The organism is Shinella sp. GW835-FHT14H05 (assembly GCF_058793575.1).
Window position 1 is genome coordinate 203,983 of sequence record NZ_JBXAFY010000006.1, and the last position, 18,829, is coordinate 222,811.

The 18,829-nt window shown below is 64.6% G+C and carries 21 protein-coding genes; 5 read left to right on the forward strand and 16 right to left on the reverse strand.

The window, feature by feature from the left end:
* Positions 1-18 precede the first annotated feature (18 nt).
* Positions 19-1,125, reverse strand: a complete 1,107-nt coding sequence (locus AC1Q6Z_RS19590) for a TRAP transporter substrate-binding protein (protein WP_439616974.1) — start codon at positions 1,123-1,125, stop codon at positions 19-21.
* A 254-nt stretch (positions 1,126-1,379) separates the two neighbouring features.
* Here AC1Q6Z_RS19590 and AC1Q6Z_RS19595 point away from each other — a divergent pair, with 254 nt between their 5' ends.
* Positions 1,380-2,222, forward strand: a complete 843-nt coding sequence (locus AC1Q6Z_RS19595) for a GNAT family N-acetyltransferase (RefSeq protein WP_492648951.1) — start codon at positions 1,380-1,382, stop codon at positions 2,220-2,222.
* Positions 2,223-2,228: 6 nt separating this feature from the next.
* On the opposite strand, the gene AC1Q6Z_RS19600 is transcribed toward AC1Q6Z_RS19595, so the two are convergent.
* The 5 genes from AC1Q6Z_RS19600 to AC1Q6Z_RS19620 form a co-directional block, all read right to left on the reverse strand.
* The gene (locus tag AC1Q6Z_RS19600; RefSeq protein ID WP_492648952.1) at positions 2,229-3,056 is read right to left on the reverse strand and encodes a polysaccharide deacetylase family protein; all 828 of its coding nucleotides are present in this window, start codon (positions 3,054-3,056) and stop codon (positions 2,229-2,231) included.
* An 85-nt stretch (positions 3,057-3,141) separates the two neighbouring features.
* On the reverse strand, positions 3,142-5,028 hold the full coding sequence (locus AC1Q6Z_RS19605) for an ABC-F family ATP-binding cassette domain-containing protein (RefSeq protein WP_439628313.1): 1,887 nt from the start codon (positions 5,026-5,028) through the stop codon (positions 3,142-3,144).
* Positions 5,029-5,082: 54 nt separating this feature from the next.
* On the reverse strand, positions 5,083-6,162 hold the full coding sequence (locus AC1Q6Z_RS19610; RefSeq protein ID WP_492648953.1) for a GGDEF domain-containing protein: 1,080 nt from the start codon (positions 6,160-6,162) through the stop codon (positions 5,083-5,085).
* A gap of 194 nt (positions 6,163-6,356) precedes the next feature.
* Positions 6,357-6,641 (reverse strand): hypothetical protein, encoded by a 285-nt coding sequence (locus AC1Q6Z_RS19615; protein ID WP_256118866.1) that lies wholly within the window; start codon positions 6,639-6,641, stop codon positions 6,357-6,359.
* 198 nt (positions 6,642-6,839) lie between these two features.
* Positions 6,840-7,349 carry a DinB family protein gene (locus tag AC1Q6Z_RS19620; protein ID WP_492648954.1) on the reverse strand — a complete coding sequence of 170 codons (510 nt, stop codon included), beginning with the start codon at positions 7,347-7,349 and terminating at the stop codon, positions 6,840-6,842.
* A 134-nt stretch (positions 7,350-7,483) separates the two neighbouring features.
* On the opposite strand from AC1Q6Z_RS19620, the gene AC1Q6Z_RS19625 reads away from it, so the two are divergent.
* On the forward strand, positions 7,484-8,185 hold the full coding sequence (locus tag AC1Q6Z_RS19625) for a glutathione S-transferase family protein (protein WP_492648955.1): 702 nt from the start codon (positions 7,484-7,486) through the stop codon (positions 8,183-8,185).
* A gap of 138 nt (positions 8,186-8,323) precedes the next feature.
* A complete protein-coding gene (gene ndk / locus AC1Q6Z_RS19630; RefSeq protein ID WP_050742909.1) occupies positions 8,324-8,746 on the forward strand; it encodes a nucleoside-diphosphate kinase in 423 nt (140 codons plus the stop codon).
* Between the two features lie 72 nt (positions 8,747-8,818).
* Here ndk and AC1Q6Z_RS19635 read toward each other — a convergent pair whose 3' ends face one another.
* From AC1Q6Z_RS19635 to AC1Q6Z_RS19645, 3 genes are all read right to left on the reverse strand, one after another.
* Entirely contained in the window at positions 8,819-10,231 is a 1,413-nt protein-coding gene (locus tag AC1Q6Z_RS19635) for a hypothetical protein (protein WP_492648956.1), read from the reverse strand.
* Between the two features lie 62 nt (positions 10,232-10,293).
* On the reverse strand, positions 10,294-10,794 hold the full coding sequence (locus AC1Q6Z_RS19640; RefSeq protein WP_492648957.1) for a hypothetical protein: 501 nt from the start codon (positions 10,792-10,794) through the stop codon (positions 10,294-10,296).
* Entirely contained in the window at positions 10,791-11,345 is a 555-nt protein-coding gene (locus AC1Q6Z_RS19645; RefSeq protein ID WP_492648958.1) for a CGNR zinc finger domain-containing protein, read from the reverse strand. Before AC1Q6Z_RS19645 ends, AC1Q6Z_RS19640 begins: the two co-directional genes overlap by 4 nt.
* Before the next feature lie 66 nt (positions 11,346-11,411).
* Here AC1Q6Z_RS19645 and AC1Q6Z_RS19650 point away from each other — a divergent pair, with 66 nt between their 5' ends.
* Positions 11,412-12,308 carry a branched-chain amino acid ABC transporter permease gene (locus tag AC1Q6Z_RS19650; protein ID WP_492648959.1) on the forward strand — a complete coding sequence of 299 codons (897 nt, stop codon included), beginning with the start codon at positions 11,412-11,414 and terminating at the stop codon, positions 12,306-12,308.
* A gap of 63 nt (positions 12,309-12,371) precedes the next feature.
* On the opposite strand, the gene AC1Q6Z_RS19655 is transcribed toward AC1Q6Z_RS19650, so the two are convergent.
* The 6 genes from AC1Q6Z_RS19655 to AC1Q6Z_RS19680 form a co-directional block, all read right to left on the reverse strand.
* Complete coding sequence (locus AC1Q6Z_RS19655; protein ID WP_492648960.1) at positions 12,372-12,839, reverse strand: molybdenum cofactor biosynthesis protein MoaE; 468 nt, start codon at positions 12,837-12,839, stop codon at positions 12,372-12,374.
* A 3-nt stretch (positions 12,840-12,842) separates the two neighbouring features.
* Entirely contained in the window at positions 12,843-13,097 is a 255-nt protein-coding gene (moaD, locus tag AC1Q6Z_RS19660; RefSeq protein WP_327510390.1) for a molybdopterin converting factor subunit 1, read from the reverse strand.
* Position 13,098: 1 nt separating this feature from the next.
* Positions 13,099-13,683, reverse strand: coding sequence for a CDP-diacylglycerol--glycerol-3-phosphate 3-phosphatidyltransferase (gene pgsA / locus AC1Q6Z_RS19665; RefSeq protein WP_256118876.1), 585 nt, complete (start codon positions 13,681-13,683; stop codon positions 13,099-13,101).
* A gap of 143 nt (positions 13,684-13,826) precedes the next feature.
* Positions 13,827-14,300 carry a hypothetical protein gene (locus tag AC1Q6Z_RS19670; protein ID WP_492648961.1) on the reverse strand — a complete coding sequence of 158 codons (474 nt, stop codon included), beginning with the start codon at positions 14,298-14,300 and terminating at the stop codon, positions 13,827-13,829.
* Positions 14,301-14,366: 66 nt separating this feature from the next.
* Positions 14,367-16,415, reverse strand: a complete 2,049-nt coding sequence (gene uvrC / locus AC1Q6Z_RS19675; protein ID WP_492648962.1) for an excinuclease ABC subunit UvrC — start codon at positions 16,413-16,415, stop codon at positions 14,367-14,369.
* Complete coding sequence (locus AC1Q6Z_RS19680; RefSeq protein ID WP_492648963.1) at positions 16,412-17,176, reverse strand: SDR family oxidoreductase; 765 nt, start codon at positions 17,174-17,176, stop codon at positions 16,412-16,414. Before AC1Q6Z_RS19680 ends, uvrC begins: the two co-directional genes overlap by 4 nt.
* Positions 17,177-17,534: 358 nt before the next feature.
* On the opposite strand from AC1Q6Z_RS19680, the gene AC1Q6Z_RS19685 reads away from it, so the two are divergent.
* Positions 17,535-18,176 carry an outer membrane protein gene (locus tag AC1Q6Z_RS19685; protein ID WP_492648964.1) on the forward strand — a complete coding sequence of 214 codons (642 nt, stop codon included), beginning with the start codon at positions 17,535-17,537 and terminating at the stop codon, positions 18,174-18,176.
* Positions 18,177-18,234: 58 nt separating this feature from the next.
* On the opposite strand, the gene AC1Q6Z_RS19690 is transcribed toward AC1Q6Z_RS19685, so the two are convergent.
* The gene (locus tag AC1Q6Z_RS19690) at positions 18,235-18,825 is read right to left on the reverse strand and encodes a glutathione S-transferase family protein (protein ID WP_492648965.1); all 591 of its coding nucleotides are present in this window, start codon (positions 18,823-18,825) and stop codon (positions 18,235-18,237) included.
* Between the last annotated feature and the right edge of the window lie 4 nt (positions 18,826-18,829).

Genomic DNA, 18,829 nt, shown 5'->3' on the forward strand with positions numbered 1-18,829 from the left:
GCGGTTTCCGCCAGGCGCTTAGAGCTTGTTGCCGCGCTGCTGGATCATCATGAAGGTGTCGTAATTGTATTCGGCGATCTGCGCGTTGAGGTAATACTCGCCGCGGAACGCCTTGATCGATTCCCAGATCTTCTTGAAAGTCGGGTTCGAGGCTTCCATCTCGGCATAGACCTCGTTGGCGGCGTCGAAGCAGGCCGACAGGATTTCCTGGCTGAAAGGGCTTAGCTTCGCGCCGGCGGCGACAAGGCGCTTGATCGCCGTCGGGTTCAGGTAATCATACTTCTGCAGCATGTTGGCGTCGGTCGCCTGGCAGGCGGTGCGCAGCAGCGACTGGTAGGCCTTCGGCAGGCCGTCGAAGGCCGCCTTGTTGAAGAGGGCGTGAACCGTCGGGCCGCCTTCCCACCAGCCGGGATAGTAGTAGTAGGGCGCGACCTTGAAGAAGCCGAGCTTCTCGTCGTCATAGGGCCCGACCCATTCGGCCGCGTCGATCGTGCCTTTTTCCAGCGCCGGATAAATGTCGCCGCCGGCGATCTGCTGCGGCACAACGCCGAGCTTCTCGACAACCTTGCCGGCGAACCCGCCGATGCGCATCTTCAGGCCGGACATGTCGGCGACGGTCTTGATCTCCTTGCGGAACCAGCCACCCATCTGCACGCCGGTATTGCCGCCCGGGAAGCCGATCAGGCCCTGGGTCGCCAAGAACTCGTTGAACATGTCGATGCCGCCGCCATGGTACTGCCAGGCATTGTGACCGCGGGCATTGAGCGCGAAGGGAACGGCGGCGCCGAGCGCCCAGACCGGGTCCTTGCCCCAGTAATAGTAGGAAACCGTATGGGCGGCTTCGACCGTGCCGGCGGAAGCCGCGTCGGCGGCCTGCAGGCCGGGCACAATTTCACCGGCGGCGAAAACCTGGATCTGGAAATTGCCGTCCGTCGCTTCGGAAACGTATTTCGACAGCACTTCCGCGCCGCCATAGATCGTGTCGAGCGATTTCGGGAACGAGGAGGCAAGGCGCCAGTTGACCTTCGGGTTGCTCTGCGCAAGCGCCGGAGCGGCCAGTACGGTCGCAGCCGCACCACCCACGCCGGCGACACCGGCCTTCTTGATGAATGAACGACGATCCATAGATTTCCTCCCAATTGCGAGCAGGGTTCCTCTTCCCCACCCTTGTGTCATCGCGCGGAAGCTAACCATGTCGGGTTTGGTGTTTCAAGCCGCAGGCGGAAAGAAGGGTGAATGGGACCCCTACGACTTTCGTCTTACGTGCAGCATTTTGCTATCTGCCTGTTTTTTGAGCGTTTCTTCCTTTTCCTGCATGGTTGACAGCCCTCTTTCCGGTTGAAAGATTGGCAGCAACGCGGCAGGGCGAAGGGCAGGGCATGGATATCCAGATTCGCAAGGCCTATCGCGACGAACTGGTCGACATTCTGGATTGGGCGGCCGCGGAAGGCTGGAACCCGGGGCTTGGCGATGCCGGACCCTTCTGGGTGGCTGATCCGGAGGGCTATCTCGTCGCGGAGGCGGAAAAGCGCATGGTGGGGGCGATTTCGCTCGTCCGCTATGGCACGCATTACGCCTTTCTCGGCTTCTATATCGTGCACAAGGACGTGCGCGGACAGGGCGTGGGGCTGCGCCTGTGGGAAGCCGCGATGGCTATGGCGGAAGACCGTATAGTCGGGCTCGACGGCGTCGTCGCCCAGCAAGAGAACTATCGCAAATCCGGCTTCGCCTATGCGCACGCCAATGTGCGTTATGGCGGCCGGGTGCAATGCACGGTGCCGAACGACCCGCGGCTGACGCCGGTCTCGCCCGTGCATGTGCCGCTGATCGCCGATTACGATGAACGGTTCAATCCGGCCCGCCGGGAGACGTTCCTGCGCGAATGGCTGAAGGAACAGGAGACGCGCCAGAGTTTCGCGCTGCTCCAGGGCACCAAGGTCTCCGGCTACGGCACGATCCGCGCCTGTCGCGAGGGTTTCAAGATCGGCCCGCTGTTCTCCGATACGGATGTCGGCGCCGACCTGCTGTTCCGGGCACTCGTCGCAAATGTCGGCGGCGGCCGGATCTTCCTCGATATCCCGGCGCCGAACACCGAGGCGAAGGCGCTCTGCGTGCGCCACGGCCTGTCGCCGGTCTTCGAGACGGCGCGCATGTATCGCGGAACGATGCCGGACCTGCCGCTCAACCGCATTTTCGGCATCACGACATTCGAGCTTGGCTGACCTGTCTCAGCCGCCCGCCATGGCGAGGAGATCCGATCCGCCCACGCCCTTGTGGCGCAGCGTCACGACGGAATAGCCTTCGGCCTTCAACTGCGCGAGCAATGCCGGCAGCACCGCGGCGGTGCGCTTGTGGATATCGTGCAGCAGGATGATGCCGCGGCCGCGCTTGCGCAGGCCCTCCATGGTGCGGCTCGCGACGGATGCCGGCGAGACTTTGAAATAGTCCTTCGAATCCACGTCCATATCCATGATGATCGTGCCGCGCCGCGAGACGGCGCTGCGCAGGGCCGACGTGTCCGACAGATAGGGGAAGCGGAAGAAATCCGGCTGGCGGGCGGTGGCGCGCTGAACGGCCTTTTCGCCCTTGCGGATTTCCGCCATCGCCGCCTCGAAGGCGAGATAGCGCAGGTTGGCATGGCGATAGGTGTGGCTGCCGATCGTATGGCCGCGGGCGACGACCTTGCGGGCGATGGCCGGATAGGCATCCGCCATCTGGCCGACCATCAGGAAGGTCGCCTTGACGCGGTAGGCGTCGAGCGTGGCGAGGATCGCCTCCGTGCGGCCCGGCACCGGGCCGTCGTCGAAGGTCAAAACGACCTCCTTGTGCCGCAGCTTCAGGTCGGAGAGCGAGGCGACGGCGAGCGTGCGCCCGGCAAGCCCCGTGCGCCCGGCCCAGCGGGCGGGCGACATCGGCACGGGATCATCCGCGTCGAGCACCTTCGCCTGCTTGGCCTCGACGAAGGCGGTCTCGGTGGAGGCGCGCGGTTTGGTCGTGTTGCACCCGGCAAGGAGGGGCAGGACCGCCAATGCGGTAAGAAGCAGGCGGCAACGCATGGGCGCACTCGGCAAGATGATGATCTTGCAAGCACTTTTGTCCGATCATGGTTAATGAAGCGTTGAGGCGGCGGGCGGAAAGGGCTTATCCCGCCATCGCCTCCTCATATTCGGCGGAAAGCTCCAGCCATTGCTCCTCGGCGTCGTGCAGCTTGTCGACCGCCATGGCGCGCAGCTTCGCCTTTTCGGCCGCCTTGGCCGGGCTCTTTTCGTAAAGCACCGGATCCGCAAGCTCCGCATCAAGAAGCTGAATCTGCTTCTGCAGCTTTGCCGTCAGGGATTCGATTTCATTGATCTTTTTCTTGAGCGGCGCGTACTGGGCGCGCCGGTCGGCATTCGCCTTGCGCTGGTCGGCCTTGTTCGCCTGCTCGCCGTTGCCGGCCGGTTTTTCCCTGTCGTCCTTCTTGCCGGACTGCACGATGAGGCTGCGATACTCCTCCATGTCGCCGTCGAAGGTTTTGACCGTGCCCTCGTTGACCAGCCACAGCCGGTCGACGGTCGCCTCGATCAAGTGGCGATCGTGCGAGATCAGGATGACGGCGCCCTCATAGTCGTTCAGCGCCTCGATCAGCGCGCGGCGGCTGTCGATGTCGAGATGGTTCGTGGGCTCGTCGAGGATCAAGAGGTTGGGCGCATCGAAGGCGGCAAGGCCCATCAGCAGGCGCGCCTTCTCGCCACCGGACAGGTCCTTGGCGGCCGTCGACATCTTTTCCGTCGCAAGCCCCATCTGCGCCACGCGGGCGCGCACCTTGGCCTCCGTCGCCTCCGGCATCAGCCGGCGTACATGCTCGACCGGCGATTGGTCCGGAATGAGATCGTCCAGCTGGTGCTGCGCGAAAAAGCCGATCTTCAGGCCCGGCGCACGTTTCACCGCGCCCGATTCCGCCTCCAGCCGGCCGGAGATGAACTTTGCAAAGGTCGACTTGCCGTTGCCGTTCGAGCCGAGCAGCGCGATGCGGTCGTCATTGTCGATGCGCAGGTTGATCTGCTTGAGGATTGGCTGCCCCGGCGTATAGCCGACGGCGCCGCCTTCGATGGCAATGATCGGGGAGGCGGGCTGGCGCTCCGGCTCGGGGAAGGTGATCGGCTGTACATGCGTCTCGATCACGGCCGCGACCGTGCCCATGCGCTCCAGTGCCTTGACGCGGCTCTGCGCCTGCTTGGCCTTGGTGGCCTTGGCCTTGAAGCGGTCGATGAAGCTTTGCAGATGCTTTCGCGCGGCTTCGTTCTTCGCTTTCGCCTTCATCTGCAATTCGTCGTTCTCGGCCTTCTGCCGCTCAAACTGATCGTAGGAGCCGCGATAGAAGGTGAGCTTCTGCTGGTCGAGATGTACGATGGCGTTGACGGCGGTGTTCAGAAGGTCGCGGTCGTGGCTGATGATGATGACGGTATGCGGATAGCGCCGCACATAATCCTCCAGCCACAGCGTGCCTTCGAGGTCGAGATAGTTGGTCGGTTCGTCGAGCAGCAGCAGGTCCGGCTCGGAAAACAGCACGGCCGCCAGCGCCACGCGCATGCGCCAGCCGCCGGAAAAGCTCTTGGCCGGCCGCTGCTGCGCCTCGTGGTTGAAGCCGAGGCCGGCGAGGATGCTCGCCGCGCGCGATTGCGCCGAATGCGCGCCGATATCGGTGAGCCGCGTCTGGATTTCGGCGATACGGTGCGGGTCGGTCGCCGTCTCCGCTTCCTTGAGCAGCGCGGCGCGCTCCTTGTCGGCCGCCAGCACGATCTCGATCAGCGCGTCGTCCGTGCCCGGCGCCTCCTGCGCCACCTGGCCGATGCGCGCGTTCTTCGGCAGCGAGATGCTGCCGGCCTCCGAGGCGAACTGGCCGGTGATGATGCGGAAAAGCGTGGACTTGCCGGTGCCGTTGCGGCCGACGAGACCCACCTTCACGCCGCTCGGCAGCGAGAGGGACGCGTTTTCGATGAGGAGACGCCCGGCAATGCGGGCGGTGAGGCCGGAAATCGTGATCATTCCGGGTCTATAGGGCGGGGCGGCCAGTCAAGGCAAGGGGTGAGGCGCGCCTCTTCAGGCGGCCGACCCGGAACGATAGCCACGGCCCGCCCGATCGGCGACTTCCGCGGAGTATATGCGCAGCGCAATGCCGGTTTCGGCGGCATAGGCGAGCGCCTGGTCGGCCTGCTCGTAGAGCATGGCGGGAGCGCTCGCCGAATCGCTGAGCGAGACGCCGGCCGTCAGCGTCAGGAAGCCGGCCGGCAGCTCGCGGTCCATGAAGGGAAACGGCTTTTCCGCGACGCGAACGGCGATGCGGCGCGCGATGGTGACCGCGATCTCGCGGCTGACGTCGGACAAAAGCAGGCAGAACAGGTCCGGCCCGGTGCGCGCGACGAAATCGTCCTTCTTGACAGAGCGGCGGAAGATGGCGGCAAGCCGCTTCAGCGTCTTTTCCGCCGCACCCGCCGGATGGCTCTCGGCAAACTCCTTGAGCTGCTCGACGCGGAACATCAGCAGCGCGGAAGTGCCCGCCGCTTCGCCCTGGAACACGCCCTTTATCCGGCCGAGCAGGGCGGCATGGTTGCCGAGGCCCGTCACCGGATCGTGCGTCAGCGCCTCGCGGCTGACGGAGAGGCCGCTGCGCAGCCCGTCGAGATGGGCTTGCAGATCGTCGATCTTCGTCGCCGCCGAACGATCCATGCCGAGGATGTCGCGCACCAGCGAGAGCAGGCGCACCGTGTCGCTGGAGAAATCCGAAATGCCGAGCACCGGATCGGCGCGCATGCGGTCGGCGATTTCCTGCAATTCGTGCAGCGCGACGGCGCGGTCGCGGCGGCTCGTTTCCGCGGTCTGGGAAATTTCCGCAAGCACGCGCACGGCTTCCCCCGCGGCCTGGCCGGCGGCCAGAACATTGTGGCTCGGCAGCGAATGGCGCAGCGCGATCGAATCGAGCGCCGCCTGTTCCGGCGACTTGCCGAGGGCGGCGATCTCGCGCGCCACGCTCGCATTGCCGTTCAGCGCCTCGAACAGCAACTCATAGTTCCGCGGCAGGCCGGAAATGCCGAGATTGGCCATCACATGCGCGATGCGCGCCATGATGGGCGGCACGGCCGGCTGCTGGTCTTTCGGGGCGGGGGAGGCTTTGCTGGTCATGAAACGCCGTCGGCTGGGCGCCGCGGAAGCCGCCTGCGCCATGATGATGTCAGTCGGCGTAACTATCGGATTGCACGGTTAATTTTGCGTGTGCTGATGAAGAAATTCAACCGGACTTGACGAAACGCAAGCACCTTCCACGCCTCGTGCGGCCGCATCGCCCGATGCAGCCGCACGAAGGGTGTCGCTTGAATTCAGGCTGTCCGGCGGGCGAGCGGGATAACCCGCATCACCTGCCCGATGACGGTCGCGCGGGTCGGTTCCTTGGCGCGCGCCGGTCGGTTGTGCTGGAGGTCGCGCATGGCGGCGGCGTAGCCTTCCGCACGGGCGTCCTTCAGGGCCACCTCCAGGGTCTTCTCGATCACCGGATAGCATTCTTCCGGCAGGTAGGCATTGGGGGCGTCGGTACCATAGACCCGTGCCATCTTGCAAAGCGTACTACCGAGCAGGGCTGCCCACTCTTCGGTCGTTCTTGCCATTTTTTTTCCCTCTTCCAGGAGAGGTAAGTGCCCTCCTGGCACCCACCCCATGGCAGCGACTATCCCATCACCGAATGCCCGTGCCTGTCACCTGAGTGACAGGGCGGGGCTGCCCTCACAGTCGATGTAGAGCGCTTCCATACCGCATGACTGTATCACTACTATTGCAGGAACCGAAGATACCACTCTCCCTAAAATTTATAGGAATTTCGAGCCCTCTGTCCTCACAAAATAAATCAGGTCCAGCGTAATACTTGAACCGCCCAAAGCCGTCAGCATCCCGTGGCACTGGCCCCTGTGATGGGTCTGGTGGTTGAAGACGTGGGTCAGGGCGGGGCCGAGCGGGTGGGTGACGATCGTCGGATTGGTCAGCGGGCTGTAGGTGAAATCGGCGGCGATCTTCTCTTCCGTCAACGAATCGATGAAGGCCGCCAGGCGCGCGTCCTCCACCTCCCTTGCCGCCCGCAGGCCGGCGAAATCCTCGTGCAGGATGGTGTCGAGGCTGGTCGGCGCGTCGCCGCTGCCGGTGAAACGCTTCAGCCAGATCCGATCCGCGGTGAGCAAGTGGTTCAGCGTGCGGTGCAGCGAGCCGAAGAAGGCGCCGAGGTTCTGGCGGTAGGCGGCATCGTCGAGCTTGCCAACCTCGTCATAGAGCGCGCGGTTGGCCCAGGCATTGTAGGCGGCATACATGCGGTAGTGGTCGAGCATCGGGGTCTCCGTGATGTGCTCGGACTATAGCGAATGCCTGCATCGCCTGCATGAATGTGACCCATGAAATTATCTGATTTGCGTGACGGGCCGCGCTGCGCTCCAATGCGCCGACACCAAACGACGAGGCTTTGATGACCCGCTTGCTCTATGCGCTTTCCGGCGCCGACAGGACCCGCCAGTTTTCGCCCCATGTCTGGAAGACGGTCTTGTCGCTCGCCCACAAGGGCCTCGACTATGAGACGGTGCCGGTCGGCTTCACCGAGATCCCGGCAATCGAGGGCGGCAGTTCGCAGACCGTGCCGCTGCTGCGCGATGGCGACCGCCTGGTGCGCGACAGTTTCGACATCGCGCTCTATCTCGACGAGGCCTATCCCGACCGGCCGTCGCTGTTCGGCGGCGAGGGCGGCGTGGCGATGGCCCGTTTCATCGAGAACTGGTCGCAATCGACGCTGCACATGGCGGTCACCCGCATCGCCATCCTCGACATTCACAACCTGCTCGGGCCGGCCGACCGGGACTATTTCCGCCGCAGCCGGGAGGAGCGCCTCGGCGCCTCGCTGGAAGACATCGCGGAAGCCGGCAAGGCGGAGATCGAGGGCTTTTCCAAGAAGCTCCAGCCGCTGCGCAACATGCTGAAGATCCAACCTTTCATCGGCGGCGCAGGCCCGCTTTTCCCGGACTATATCGTCTTCGGCGCGCTGCAATGGCTGCGCACCACGGCGGGCACGAAAGTGCTTGCCGAGGATGATCCGGTGGCGGACTGGTTTGCCCGCTGCCTCGATCTGCACGGCGGCGTCGGCCATCGCGTCGCGGCGGCCGACGCCGCCGTGTGACGGCGGCCCAGGTCGCCGTGTGACGGCTGCATGAAACTTCGGCCCTGACATCGCCAATCGCCGCCACCCCCTTGTTTTGCCGGGCGTTGGCGGCTATGGAACCGCCACTTTCACCGGAAAACCAAGGGAAACGGGAAAATGGCGATTGAACGCACCTTTTCGATGATCAAGCCGGACGCGACCAAGCGCAACCTGACCGGCGCGATCACCAAGATGCTCGAAGACGCGGGTCTGCGCGTCGTGGCCTCCAAGCGCGTCTGGATGAGCAAGCGCGAAGCCGAAGGCTTTTACGCCGTTCACAAGGAACGCCCCTTCTTCGGCGAACTGGTTGAAGGCATGACCTCCGGCCCGACGATCGTCCAGGTTCTCGAAGGCGAGAACGCGATCCTCAAGAATCGCGAAGTCATGGGCGCCACCAACCCGGCAAACGCCGACGAAGGCACGATCCGCAAGACGCACGCCCTGTCGATCGGCGAAAACTCCGTTCACGGCTCCGACGCTCCGGAAACCGCTGCTCAGGAAATCAAGTACTGGTTCTCCGACACCGAAATCGTCGGCTGAATCGCATTGTCCGGCTTCGGCCGGACATGACTGATATGTTTGAAGAACCGGGGCCGAAAGGCTCCGGTTCTTTCATTTTTGGGCATCGAACTTGAAGATCGGCTGGCCGGAGAGCAGCACCGCTTCGGCCTGGTGATACATGGTGCTGCCGCAGCCGCGGTCGAGCCGCATGGCAAAGTCGGTCGCCATGGCAAGCTTGGCCTCCACCGGTTCCGCCGCGAGCACGACATCGGCGAGGCGGGCATGGTCGCCGGCGGCAAGCAGCAGTTCCGCGACGATCGGTGCCTTCAGCGGGTCCTTGGCGAGCGGCGTCAGCGGGGCCGCCTTCAGCGCCGCCGCCATCTCCGTCCAGAGCGGCCATTGCGCCTGGAACCTGGCGCTGAGCTCCTCAGGTTTCTCCGGCACTGCGGTCGCTTCGCCCTTGAGGAAGGGCGTCAGGGCCTCGACCGCGATGAGGCGGTCGATGACGTCGCGCACGGAGAGGCCGTCGGCGGTGCGCAGATAGCGCCCGGCATAGAACGAGATTTCCGTAAGCACCGTATCGACCTTTGCCGGATCGGCCGCCGTGGCGCGCAGGCTGCGATAGGCGGTCAGCCAGGCGCGGTCCAGCAGGCCCTCCGGCCGGATATCCCCGCCGTCGATCTCCGCCAGAACGGCCTGCGCCGCTTTCTCCGTGTCGGCGATGTCGCCCGTATAGTTCAGGTAGGTCATCAGGAAGTCCCGCTCCGGCTCGCGGGCGGCGACGATGAAGACGGTGTGAACGGATTTCCGCATCGCCTCGGCTTTCGCATCTTGTGCCGGACGCGGCAGGGCCGGATTGCCGACAAACCCCGGCACCCAGTTCCAGGCCTGCACCAGATCCGCGAGCCTGTCCGGTTTCGAGGCGGCGAAGGTGGCCCAGGCTTTCGGGTCGCGCTGCGAGGCGATGAGGCCGGCCTGTATCAGGAGGAGGCCATGCTTGCCTGCCCCCTCGGCAAGCGCTGCCTTTCGCTCGTCCGGCCAGTCGATGACAGCCGCCACGATGCGCTGGCCGAATGACGCCTGCTGGTCGGCCTTCAAGGCGGCGATCGCGGCGAGCAGCTTTTCCGTATCGCCCTGTTCCAGAACCGCCCGAAGGGTGGAGATGAGCACGCCGAATTGCGGCAGGCCTGCCGGATCGTCGGCAACCGCGGCGAAGCCCTCGCGCCGCGCATCGAGCGCACCAGCAAGGTCGATCGCCTCGCGCACCCCGGCGTCACGCAGACCGTGGGCAAGCGTTGTCGCCGCATCCATCGAAAGCGCGCCGTAGCGGATCTTGAGATAGGCGGCCTCGGCGCCAAAACCGCGCGCCTTCAGCCGCGGCAACGTTTCCCGCTCGGCGAGCACCGTATCGGAAAGGGCGAGAATGGCGGCCTTGGCCGGGCAGGCGGCCGGTTCCTGCGCGCGGGCCGCGGTGGACATCACCATGAGGCCGGCGGCGGCGGCTAGGACAGGCAGAACCCTCATGCGCATAGCCTCCCGCGACAAACCATTTGAGGCGGAACGCATGAGCCTTGGCGAATATTCGCTCAGAACGGGCACGTCGCCATTTCGAAATGCTCCGGCGTCTTGCCGTCCTTGAAAACTTCCGGGTTCTTGTCATAGCCGGGACCGACGACCAGCGCCTTTGCCGGCAGGGCGCTCTGGTCGAGCGTGGAGGTGACCTCGGCCTCAAGGGTTTGCAGCGTCGTGCCATCCGGCCCGACGACCGAAATCGCCACCTTGTAGGGTTTGCCCTTCTTCACGCAGGAAAGGTCGGGGCTCTCTAGCGCGACGCGCTTGAGATTGGCAAAGAGCTTGCGCTCCAGCTTCAGCGGGGCGCCGCCCGCCGGGTTCTCGAACTCGGCCTTCACCACCGAGCCCTCCGGCACCGGCGCGATGCGGTCGAGCGTGATCATGTAGGTCGCGTAAGCCAGCCGGTAGTTGAAGACGAACATTTTTCCGGTCAGCTTCAGCGGGTCCGCCCCCGTCTCGCGCTGGCAGGCGGCAAGCATCAGGGGCAGCAGGGCGATCAGCAGAAACCTCTTCATGGCCGTGGCTCCTCGCGGTTGCGGCGATAGTGGCGGCTGGCCTTCGCCCGGTTGCCGCAGACGGCCATGTCGCACCAGGCGCGCGACCGGTTGCGGCTGCGATCGAGGAAGAGCCAGTGGCAGTTCGGGCAGATTTTCAGCCGCTCCGGCTCGGGCTGCGTCAGCAGCATCAGGGCGGAGCGGGCGGTGGCCGTATCGAGCGCGTGGGGCCGGGTGCCGGAGCGGCGCAGCGTTGCCGAAATGGCATCGAGCAGGTCGGCCATCAGCGCCGGCTTTCCCGCACCCAGCACTTCGGCGCGAAAATGCCGGTCGATCGCCTCGCGCAGCGCCACCAGCCCGTCGCGGGCGTCCGCGCCGACCGGCTCCAGCGCGCCAAAAAGCGCGCGTTCCGCGCCATGCCGGTTCGCACCGTCGGGAAAGGCGTCCATCACGGCCGGATCTGCGAAACGGTCGATCCGGCGCTCGGGATCGGCGCGCAGAACGACTGAGTTCGCGACATCAAGGGCGAGCGCGCCGCCGGAAAACCGATGCGGGGTCCAGGAAAAGGTCATGGCGATATTCTAACTGGTAAAAGCAATTTTGCCAGTTATAATTTACCGAACCCGTCCGGAACCGCCATGGCCTATTTCCTCCAGCAGATCGCCAATGCCTTGCCCGTCGCCGCGCTCTATGCGGCGCTCGCCTTCGGCTATTCGATCGCCTTTGCCGTGACGCGCCGGGCGGACATCGGCTACGGCGCGCTCTTCGCCTTCGCGGCGCAGATGTTCATCCTGTTTGCGGGTTTCGGTTGGGACCGGCTGTGGCTGGTGCTGCCGGCGGCGCTGGGTTTCGGCGCGGTCGTGGCGCTCCTCTACAGCATCGGCGCCGGCCTGGTCATCGGGCGGTTCGTGATGCGCCCGCTCGCCTTCTCCTCGGACAATACGGTCGTGGTCGCCGCCGTCGGCACCGTGCTGGTGCTGATGGAGACGGCGCGGCTTGCCTCGGATACGCGCAGCCTCTGGCTGCCGCCCTTCCTCAACACCCCGATCGTGTTCTGGGGCGACCCGGCCTTTCCGGTGGCGTTGACGCTGCTGCAACTCGCCAATACGGCCGCCATGATCGCCATCGTCCTCGTCGGCCACGTCTTCCTCGCCCGCTCCGCCTGGGGCCGGCGCTGGCGGGCTGTCTCGGAAGACCGGCAGGCGGCGGAACTGTGCGGTGTGGATTCTGCCGGCGTCTACCTCGCCGCCTATGCCATCGCCGCGCTGATCGCCAGTCTCACCGGCATCCTTGCGGTCTCCTACTACGGCAACATGGATTTCGGCGCCGGCCTCGTCTTCGGCGTGAAGGTGCTGTTCATCGCCGCGATCGGCGGGGCGGGGGCGCCCTTGCTTTCGGCACTCGGCGGTGCGGCCATGGGTTTCGCGGAGACGCTCTGGAGCGCCTACGGCGATTTCCTCTGGCGCGATTTGGTGATCTTTTCCGCGCTCGTGCTGCTGCTGGTGATTTTCCGCCGCGAACGGCCGGTGCCGTAGAGTTTGTCAGGGAAAAGTGGGAACCGGTTTTCCCGAAAAGACAAACGAAAACAAAAGAGCCAATTACGCCCACTTCTCCCGCGCCCGGTCGTCGCTCTCCTTGGCGTCGACCCAGCCGCCGGTGCGGCCGTCGGCGAAATGTTCCTTCTTCCAGAAGGGGGCGGAGGTCTTCAGGTAATCCATCACGAAGGACGCGCCGTCGAAAGCGGCGTGGCGGTGGGGGGCGGTGGCGATGACCAGCACGATGTTTTCGCCCGGCGCGATCTTGCCCACCCGGTGGATGGCGGCGATGCCGAGGAGGGAAAAGCGCGTGACGGCCTCGCGGCAGATGCGCGTGATCTCCGCTTCCGCCATGCCCGGATAATGTTCGAGTTCAAGCGCTGCGAGAAGGCCGCCCTCATCGCGGCAGAGGCCGGTAAAGGTGACGATGGCACCGACATCGCCGCGGCCGCCGGTGAGGCGCGCGGTCTCCGCTGCCGCGTCAAAATCGTCCGTCTGGACGCGCACGATGACCGGAGCGTCGCCGGCCACCGTTCAGCCCCCCGTCATCGGCGGGAAGAGGGCGATCTCGCGGGCGCCCGCGATCGGCTCGTCGTGCTCGACATGTTCCTGGTTGATCGCGATGCGGATGACGTTCTCGTGCTCCAGCGCATGGGCGTAGTCGTCGCCGAGCGTCTTGAGGTGCCGGAGAAGGTCGCCGCCCGTCTTCACGGAGGCGGGCAGGTCGATCTCTTCCTCGCCCTTGCCGATCCGTTCGCGCACCCAGGCGAAATAGACGAGCTTGGTCATCTCATTCGTCCACGATGTGCTTCAGGCCGACGCGAAAATAGTCGTAGCCGGTATACATGGTGATGAGCGCCGCGATCCAGAGCAGGCTGATGCCGATCTCGGTCGTGTAGGGCAGCACCTTGTCGCCGGCGGGACCGGCCAGCAGGAAGGCGATGGCCAGCATCTGGATGGCCGTCTTCCACTTGGCGATGCGCGTCACCGGCACGCTGACCTTGAGGTCCGCGAGATATTCGCGCAGGCCCGAGACGAGGATCTCGCGGCACAGGATGATGATCGCGGCCCAGATCGTCCAGCCGGCGATGGTGCCGTCGGCGGCCATCAGCAGCAGCACAGAGGCGACCAGCAGCTTGTCGGCGATCGGGTCCAGCATGCGGCCGATATTCGACGTCTGGTTCCAGATGCGGGCGAGGTAGCCGTCGAGATAGTCGGTGATGGAGGCGACGACGAACAGGCCGAACGCCGCCCAGCGCGCGAAATCCGACGATTCCAGCCGTCCTTCGATGAAGAAGCACAGCACGATCAGCGGTACGGCCACGATGCGGGCGTAGGTGAGGAGATTCGGGATATTGTATGCGCGGGAAGCCATGGATTCTTCAGTCTCGACTATTTCCGGCTAGATGAGGTCTTTGTGACAGTGCCGTCAACCTTTGTTTCCGGCAATTCTTGGCGAATTTACGGAGCCGGGCCGAATGACGCATCTGTTTGCGAAAAACCGCGCCTTGGGGGAGGTCACGTCGGCGGTCTGCCGTCCGTGGTGAAGCGTGCGGAAAAGGCCTGCCCGTCGGCCAGCGTACCCTCGCAGGAGACCGTCATGGCGCCCTTCATCGGATTGCCGAAGCCGCAGGTGCCCTTTGCCGGGAAGACATCTGGCGTGTCCGGCGTGTCCTTGCGGCTGACGATCACCTTGTCGAGGTCGATCACGTCGCTATCCGGCGTCGGATTGGCGCCGTCCATGCCGCTGAAGGTGATGATGCGGCTATCCTCCAGCACGAAATAGAAGCCGACGCGGCCGTTCGGATAGGAGACGTTGAGCAGCTTTTGCGAGCAAGTGTCGCTGAACTGCTGTTCGCCCACGACGAGCGCCTCGCAGGTGCCGGTCACGCCCAGCATCCGCGCGTCGCCCACCTGGGTCTGCGCGGCGGCACCTGTTGCCAGCAGGTAGAGGCCGGCGATGACGGGCAGGCTATGCTTGAAGACGATCATGACGCCTCGCTGTCGATGAGGAATGCCGTGCCGGCAACCTAACACTCGCCGGCCGGCTCGCAACCGCTATCCCGCCGCATCGTCGTGGAAATGGTTGTAGACGATGCGGGCGACCGATTCCGAAATGCCGGCGACCGCCATCAGGTCCGACATGCCGGCGCGCGACACCGCCTTCGCCGTGCCGAAATGCTGGAGCAGGGCGCGTTTCCGCGTCGGGCCGATGCCGCCGATCTCGTCGAGCGGGTTTTTCACCATCTCCTTCTTGCGCCGCGCCCGGTGCGAGCCGATGGCGAAGCGGTGCGCCTCGTCGCGCAGGCGCTGCACGAAATAGAGCACGGGATCACGCGGCGGCAGGGAAAAGTCAGGGACACCGCGCATGAAAAAGCGCTCGCGCCCGGCCTCGCGGTCGGCCCCCTTGGCGACGCCGATGGCGATGACCTGGTCGGTGATGCCGAGTTCCTCCAGGATGGCGCGCACCGCCGTCATCTGGCCCTGTCCGCCATCGATGAGGATGACGTCCGGCCAGGCGGGGAAGGGCAGGTCGGCTGCCTCCGTGCCGGTCTCGGCGGCGCGGTCCGGCAGGCCCTCCTCCTTGATGAGGCGCGAGAAGCGCCGGGTCATCACTTCCTTCATCATGCCGAAGTCGTCGCCGGGCGTGATGTCGGTCGATTTGATGTTGAACTTTCGGTACTGCCCCTTCACGAAGCCTTCCGGCCCCGCCACCACCATGCCGCCGACGGCATTGGTGCCCATGATATGCGAGTTATCGTAGATCTCGATGCGGCGCGGCACGGTGGGCAGCTTGAAGGTCGCGGCGAAACCGTCGAGCAGGCGCGACTGCGACGCCGTTTCCGCCAGCTTGCGCCCATGCGCCTCGCGGGCATTGGCCACGACATGGTCGACGAGGTCCTTCTTCTCGCCGCGCTGCGGCACGGAGATCGTCACCTTGTAATTGGACCGCTCGGAGAGCGCCTGCGCCAGAAGGTCGATTTCCTCGACCGTTTCGGAGAGCAGGATCTGCCGGGGACAGGGCTTGTCGTCGTAGAACTGGGCGAGGAAGGCGTTCAGCACCTCGCTGCCGGAAAGCTGCGGGTCGGCCTTGGGAAAATAGGCGCGGTTGCCCCAGTTCTGCCCGGTGCGGAAGAAGAACACCTGGATGCAGGACACGCCGCCCTCGTGGTGGATCGCAAAAATGTCCGCCTCTTCCACGCCCGCCGGATTGATGCCCTGGTGGCTCTGCACATGGGAGAGTGCGGCCAGCCGGTCGCGATAGACGGCGGCGCGCTCGAAATCGAGGTCCTCGGCAGCAGCGTTCATGGCGTCTGCCATATGCGCCTTCACCTTCTGGCTCTTGCCGGAGAGAAAGTCCTTCGCCTCCTGCACGAGTTCGCCATAGTCCGCATCGCGGATCTCGTTCGTGCAGGGGCCGGAACAGCGCTTGATCTGGTAGAGCAGGCAGGGCCGCGTGCGGCTTTCGAAGACGCTGTCGGTGCAGGTGCGCAGCAGGAAGGCGCGCTGCAGCGAGTTGATCGTGCGGCCCACCGCACCAGCCGAAGCGAAGGGGCCGAAATAGTCGCCCTTGCGGCTGCGCGCGCCGCGATGCTTGAAGATCGCCGGCGCCCGCGTGTCGCCCGTCAGCAGGATATAGGGGAAGGACTTGTCATCGCGCAAAAGCACGTTGAAGCGCGGGCGCAGGCGCTTGATGAGATTGGCTTCCAAGAGCAGCGCCTCGGTCTCCGTGCGCGTCGTCACGAATTCCATGTTCGCCGTCTGGCGAATCATCTGCGTGATGCGGTTGGAATGGCCGCGGCCCTGCGCATAGTTCGTCACGCGCTTCTTCAGGCTGCGCGCCTTGCCGACATAGAGCACGTCGCCATCCGCATTGAACATGCGGTAGACGCCGGGGCTGTTGGGCAGGCGCTTGACGAAGAACTCGATCAGTGCGGCGCCGACGACGCCTTCCGGCACGTCGCCGCCTTCGTTCCAGTCCATGCCGGGTGTCGCGACGGCGGGCGCAATGGCGCCTTCGAGCGGGCTTTCCTGAAGCTCGTCGTCCTCTTCCGTCTCGTTTTCGTCATAGAGGATGCCGCCATCCTCCACCTTCCGGCCATTCATTCCGCTATTCCCCCGACATCGGGTGTTTCCCAGGCGAGATGCTGCCCGCCATCGAGCGCTATCATTTGCCCCGTAATGGATGGCGTGTCGAACAAAAAGCGAACTGTTCGGCCGAATTCCCCAAGCGAAGGGCCGCGGCGCAGGATCAATCCCTCGACCTGCGCCTGGAAGGCGGCGTCGTCCTGCCGCTCGTTCGGCAGCGAAGGGCCGGGGCCGATCGCATTGACGCGCACGCGCGGCGCAAAGCTCTGCGCCATGGTGCGCGTCGCCATCCACAGGGCGGATTTCGAGAGCGTGTAGGAATAATAGCGCGGCGTCGGGTTCCAGACGCGCTGGTCGATGATGTTGACGATGGAGCCCGCCGTGCCGTCGGGAAGCTGGCGCACGAAATCCCGCGCCAGGATCGACGGCGCCTTCACATGCACCGCGAAATGGCGATCCCACAGCGCGTCGTCGAAGGCCTCGACGGTATCGGGCTTGAACAGCGAGGCATTGTTGACGAGCAGATCGAGCGGGCCGACCGTAGCGCGCGCCGCCGCAATGAGTCTGGCCGTCGCAGCCCCGTCCGAGAGGTCGCATTGCACGACGGCTGCCGTCCCGCCGCGCGCGGTGAGGGCGCTGGCGATCGCGTCCGCCTCGTCGCGGGATTCGTTTGCGTGGATGGCGACGGCAAAGCCGTTCGCCGCGAGATCCTCCACGATGGCCTTGCCGATGCGTTTCGCGCCGCCCGTCACGAGGGCCGTCCTGAGGGGGTTCTTCAAGAAAATCCGTCCTGCCGATTCATTTGTTTAACCGGCCCAAGATATAGACATCCCAGCGCAGGCTTAAACTCCCCCCGACAATTGGTTGCAGAAAAATTAACTGCAAAAGCCACTTCAAAGTAATTTGAAGTATATTTTACCGGTTTTCGCGCTTCTTGAATTCATGGTTAATAAATTCCCTGTTGTTCAAAAGTCACATCCCATTTGTGCCGTGTCTCTGCCACAATCATTTCACATTTTGGCTCTTTCAATTCCTCAATCTTTATTCAATTTCCCCTCAACCGGGCGGGACTGAATTAGAAATGACGACGCCCGACAGCCTCCCAACAGAGGGCGTCGTTCAGTAAAGGAGAATATCATGCGTACACTCATCGCCACCCTCATCGCTTCGACCCTCTCGATGGTTGCTTTCCAGGCCGCTCACGCCGCCGACGCCATCGACGAAGTACCCCAGGCTCCGGCCGCTGAATATTCCGAGCCGGTCTCGGGCGGCAACTGGGCCGGCGCCTATGCCGGTGGTACGGCAAGCTGGCAGCGCGGTGACTTCAACCGTCAGGGCGATGCCAAGGCAAACGGCCTCGGCGGCGGCGTCTACGGCGGCTACAACATGCAGTCCGGCCAGATCGTCTACGGCGGTGAAGCCGACCTGAACTACTCGGGCGTCGACGCCGAGCGCAACGGCCTGAAGGCCAAGCAGGGCGTCAACGGCTCGATCCGCGGCCGCGTCGGTATCGACCTGAACCCGGTCCTGCTCTACGGCACCGCCGGTGTTGCAGGCACGAATGTCGAGCTGAAGAACGGCGCCGGCAAGGACGACCGCAACATGGTCGGCTGGACCGCCGGTGCGGGTGCCGAAGCCTTCGTGACCAACAACGTCACGGCGCGCGTCGAATACCGCTACAGCGACTACCAGAAGAAGGGCTTCAACCTCGGCGGCGACAAGGTCAAGTCGGGCTTCGAAGACCACAGCGTCCGCGTCGGTCTCGGCGTGAAGTTCTAAGCCTCACGGCTCTGGAATACGGAAAGGCCGGGCGAAAGCCCGGCCTTTTTGTTTGTGCTCAATCCTTGAACTGCGCGAAGTCCGGGAAGACGGCTTCGAAGCGGGAGAGGAAGCGCTTCAGCTTCGGCCGGCCGCGCTGCCACTTTCCTTCGAAGCGCAGTTCGATATAGCGCAGCATGGCGGCGAGCGCGAAATGGCCGCCATTCGGCTTCTTGCCGAGGCGCGGCATGTTGGCTTCCAGATGATCGAGCGCGCGCTCGGCCTTTTCCCACTGCCGGTCGATCCACGGCTGGTAGATCTTCTCCTCCGGCCGGAAACGGCGTTCATAGACGATGGCGAGCAGGCAGTCGCAGATGCCGTCGGCGGTCGCTTCCAGCACGTCCACTTCGGTGCGCTTGGCCGCATTGCGCGGGTAGAGCGAGCCGCGCGTCTGGCGGTCGATATAGTTCATGATCGCGCGGCTGTCGAAGACGGCAAGGCCGTCGTCGGTCACCAGCGCCGGGATCTTGCCGAGCGGGTTGGCGGCCAGCAGTTCGGCCGGGTCGGCATTGGTGTCGGTGGCGATCGCTTCGACCGGCAGCCCGGCAAAATGCGCGGCCATGCGCACCTTGGTGGAATAGGGCGAGGTGGTGGAATAGAAGATTTTCATCAGC

What these genes read in the sequence shown, in the direction of transcription:
- AC1Q6Z_RS19645 (WP_492648958.1), bottom strand. Translation starts at nt 11,345, where the DNA reads ATGACCTTTTCCTGGACCCCGCATCGGTTTTCCGGCGGCGCGCTCGCC.
- AC1Q6Z_RS19615 (WP_256118866.1), bottom strand. Translation starts at nt 6,641, where the DNA reads ATGGCAAGAACGACCGAAGAGTGGGCAGCCCTGCTCGGTAGTACGCTT.
- moaD (WP_327510390.1), bottom strand. Translation starts at nt 13,097, where the DNA reads ATGACCAAGCTCGTCTATTTCGCCTGGGTGCGCGAACGGATCGGCAAG.
- AC1Q6Z_RS19690 (WP_492648965.1), bottom strand. Translation starts at nt 18,825, where the DNA reads ATGAAAATCTTCTATTCCACCACCTCGCCCTATTCCACCAAGGTGCGC.
- uvrC (WP_492648962.1), bottom strand. Translation starts at nt 16,415, where the DNA reads ATGAATGGCCGGAAGGTGGAGGATGGCGGCATCCTCTATGACGAAAAC.
- AC1Q6Z_RS19590 (WP_439616974.1), bottom strand. Translation starts at nt 1,125, where the DNA reads ATGGATCGTCGTTCATTCATCAAGAAGGCCGGTGTCGCCGGCGTGGGT.
- AC1Q6Z_RS19605 (WP_439628313.1), bottom strand. Translation starts at nt 5,028, where the DNA reads ATGATCACGATTTCCGGCCTCACCGCCCGCATTGCCGGGCGTCTCCTC.
- AC1Q6Z_RS19635 (WP_492648956.1), bottom strand. Translation starts at nt 10,231, where the DNA reads ATGAGGGTTCTGCCTGTCCTAGCCGCCGCCGCCGGCCTCATGGTGATG.
- AC1Q6Z_RS19595 (WP_492648951.1), top strand. Translation starts at nt 1,380, where the DNA reads ATGGATATCCAGATTCGCAAGGCCTATCGCGACGAACTGGTCGACATT.
- ndk (WP_050742909.1), top strand. Translation starts at nt 8,324, where the DNA reads ATGGCGATTGAACGCACCTTTTCGATGATCAAGCCGGACGCGACCAAG.
- AC1Q6Z_RS19620 (WP_492648954.1), bottom strand. Translation starts at nt 7,349, where the DNA reads ATGCTCGACCACTACCGCATGTATGCCGCCTACAATGCCTGGGCCAAC.
- AC1Q6Z_RS19600 (WP_492648952.1), bottom strand. Translation starts at nt 3,056, where the DNA reads ATGCGTTGCCGCCTGCTTCTTACCGCATTGGCGGTCCTGCCCCTCCTT.
- AC1Q6Z_RS19625 (WP_492648955.1), top strand. Translation starts at nt 7,484, where the DNA reads ATGACCCGCTTGCTCTATGCGCTTTCCGGCGCCGACAGGACCCGCCAG.
- pgsA (WP_256118876.1), bottom strand. Translation starts at nt 13,683, where the DNA reads ATGGCTTCCCGCGCATACAATATCCCGAATCTCCTCACCTACGCCCGC.
- AC1Q6Z_RS19610 (WP_492648953.1), bottom strand. Translation starts at nt 6,162, where the DNA reads ATGACCAGCAAAGCCTCCCCCGCCCCGAAAGACCAGCAGCCGGCCGTG.
- AC1Q6Z_RS19640 (WP_492648957.1), bottom strand. Translation starts at nt 10,794, where the DNA reads ATGAAGAGGTTTCTGCTGATCGCCCTGCTGCCCCTGATGCTTGCCGCC.
- AC1Q6Z_RS19685 (WP_492648964.1), top strand. Translation starts at nt 17,535, where the DNA reads ATGCGTACACTCATCGCCACCCTCATCGCTTCGACCCTCTCGATGGTT.
- AC1Q6Z_RS19650 (WP_492648959.1), top strand. Translation starts at nt 11,412, where the DNA reads ATGGCCTATTTCCTCCAGCAGATCGCCAATGCCTTGCCCGTCGCCGCG.
- AC1Q6Z_RS19670 (WP_492648961.1), bottom strand. Translation starts at nt 14,300, where the DNA reads ATGATCGTCTTCAAGCATAGCCTGCCCGTCATCGCCGGCCTCTACCTG.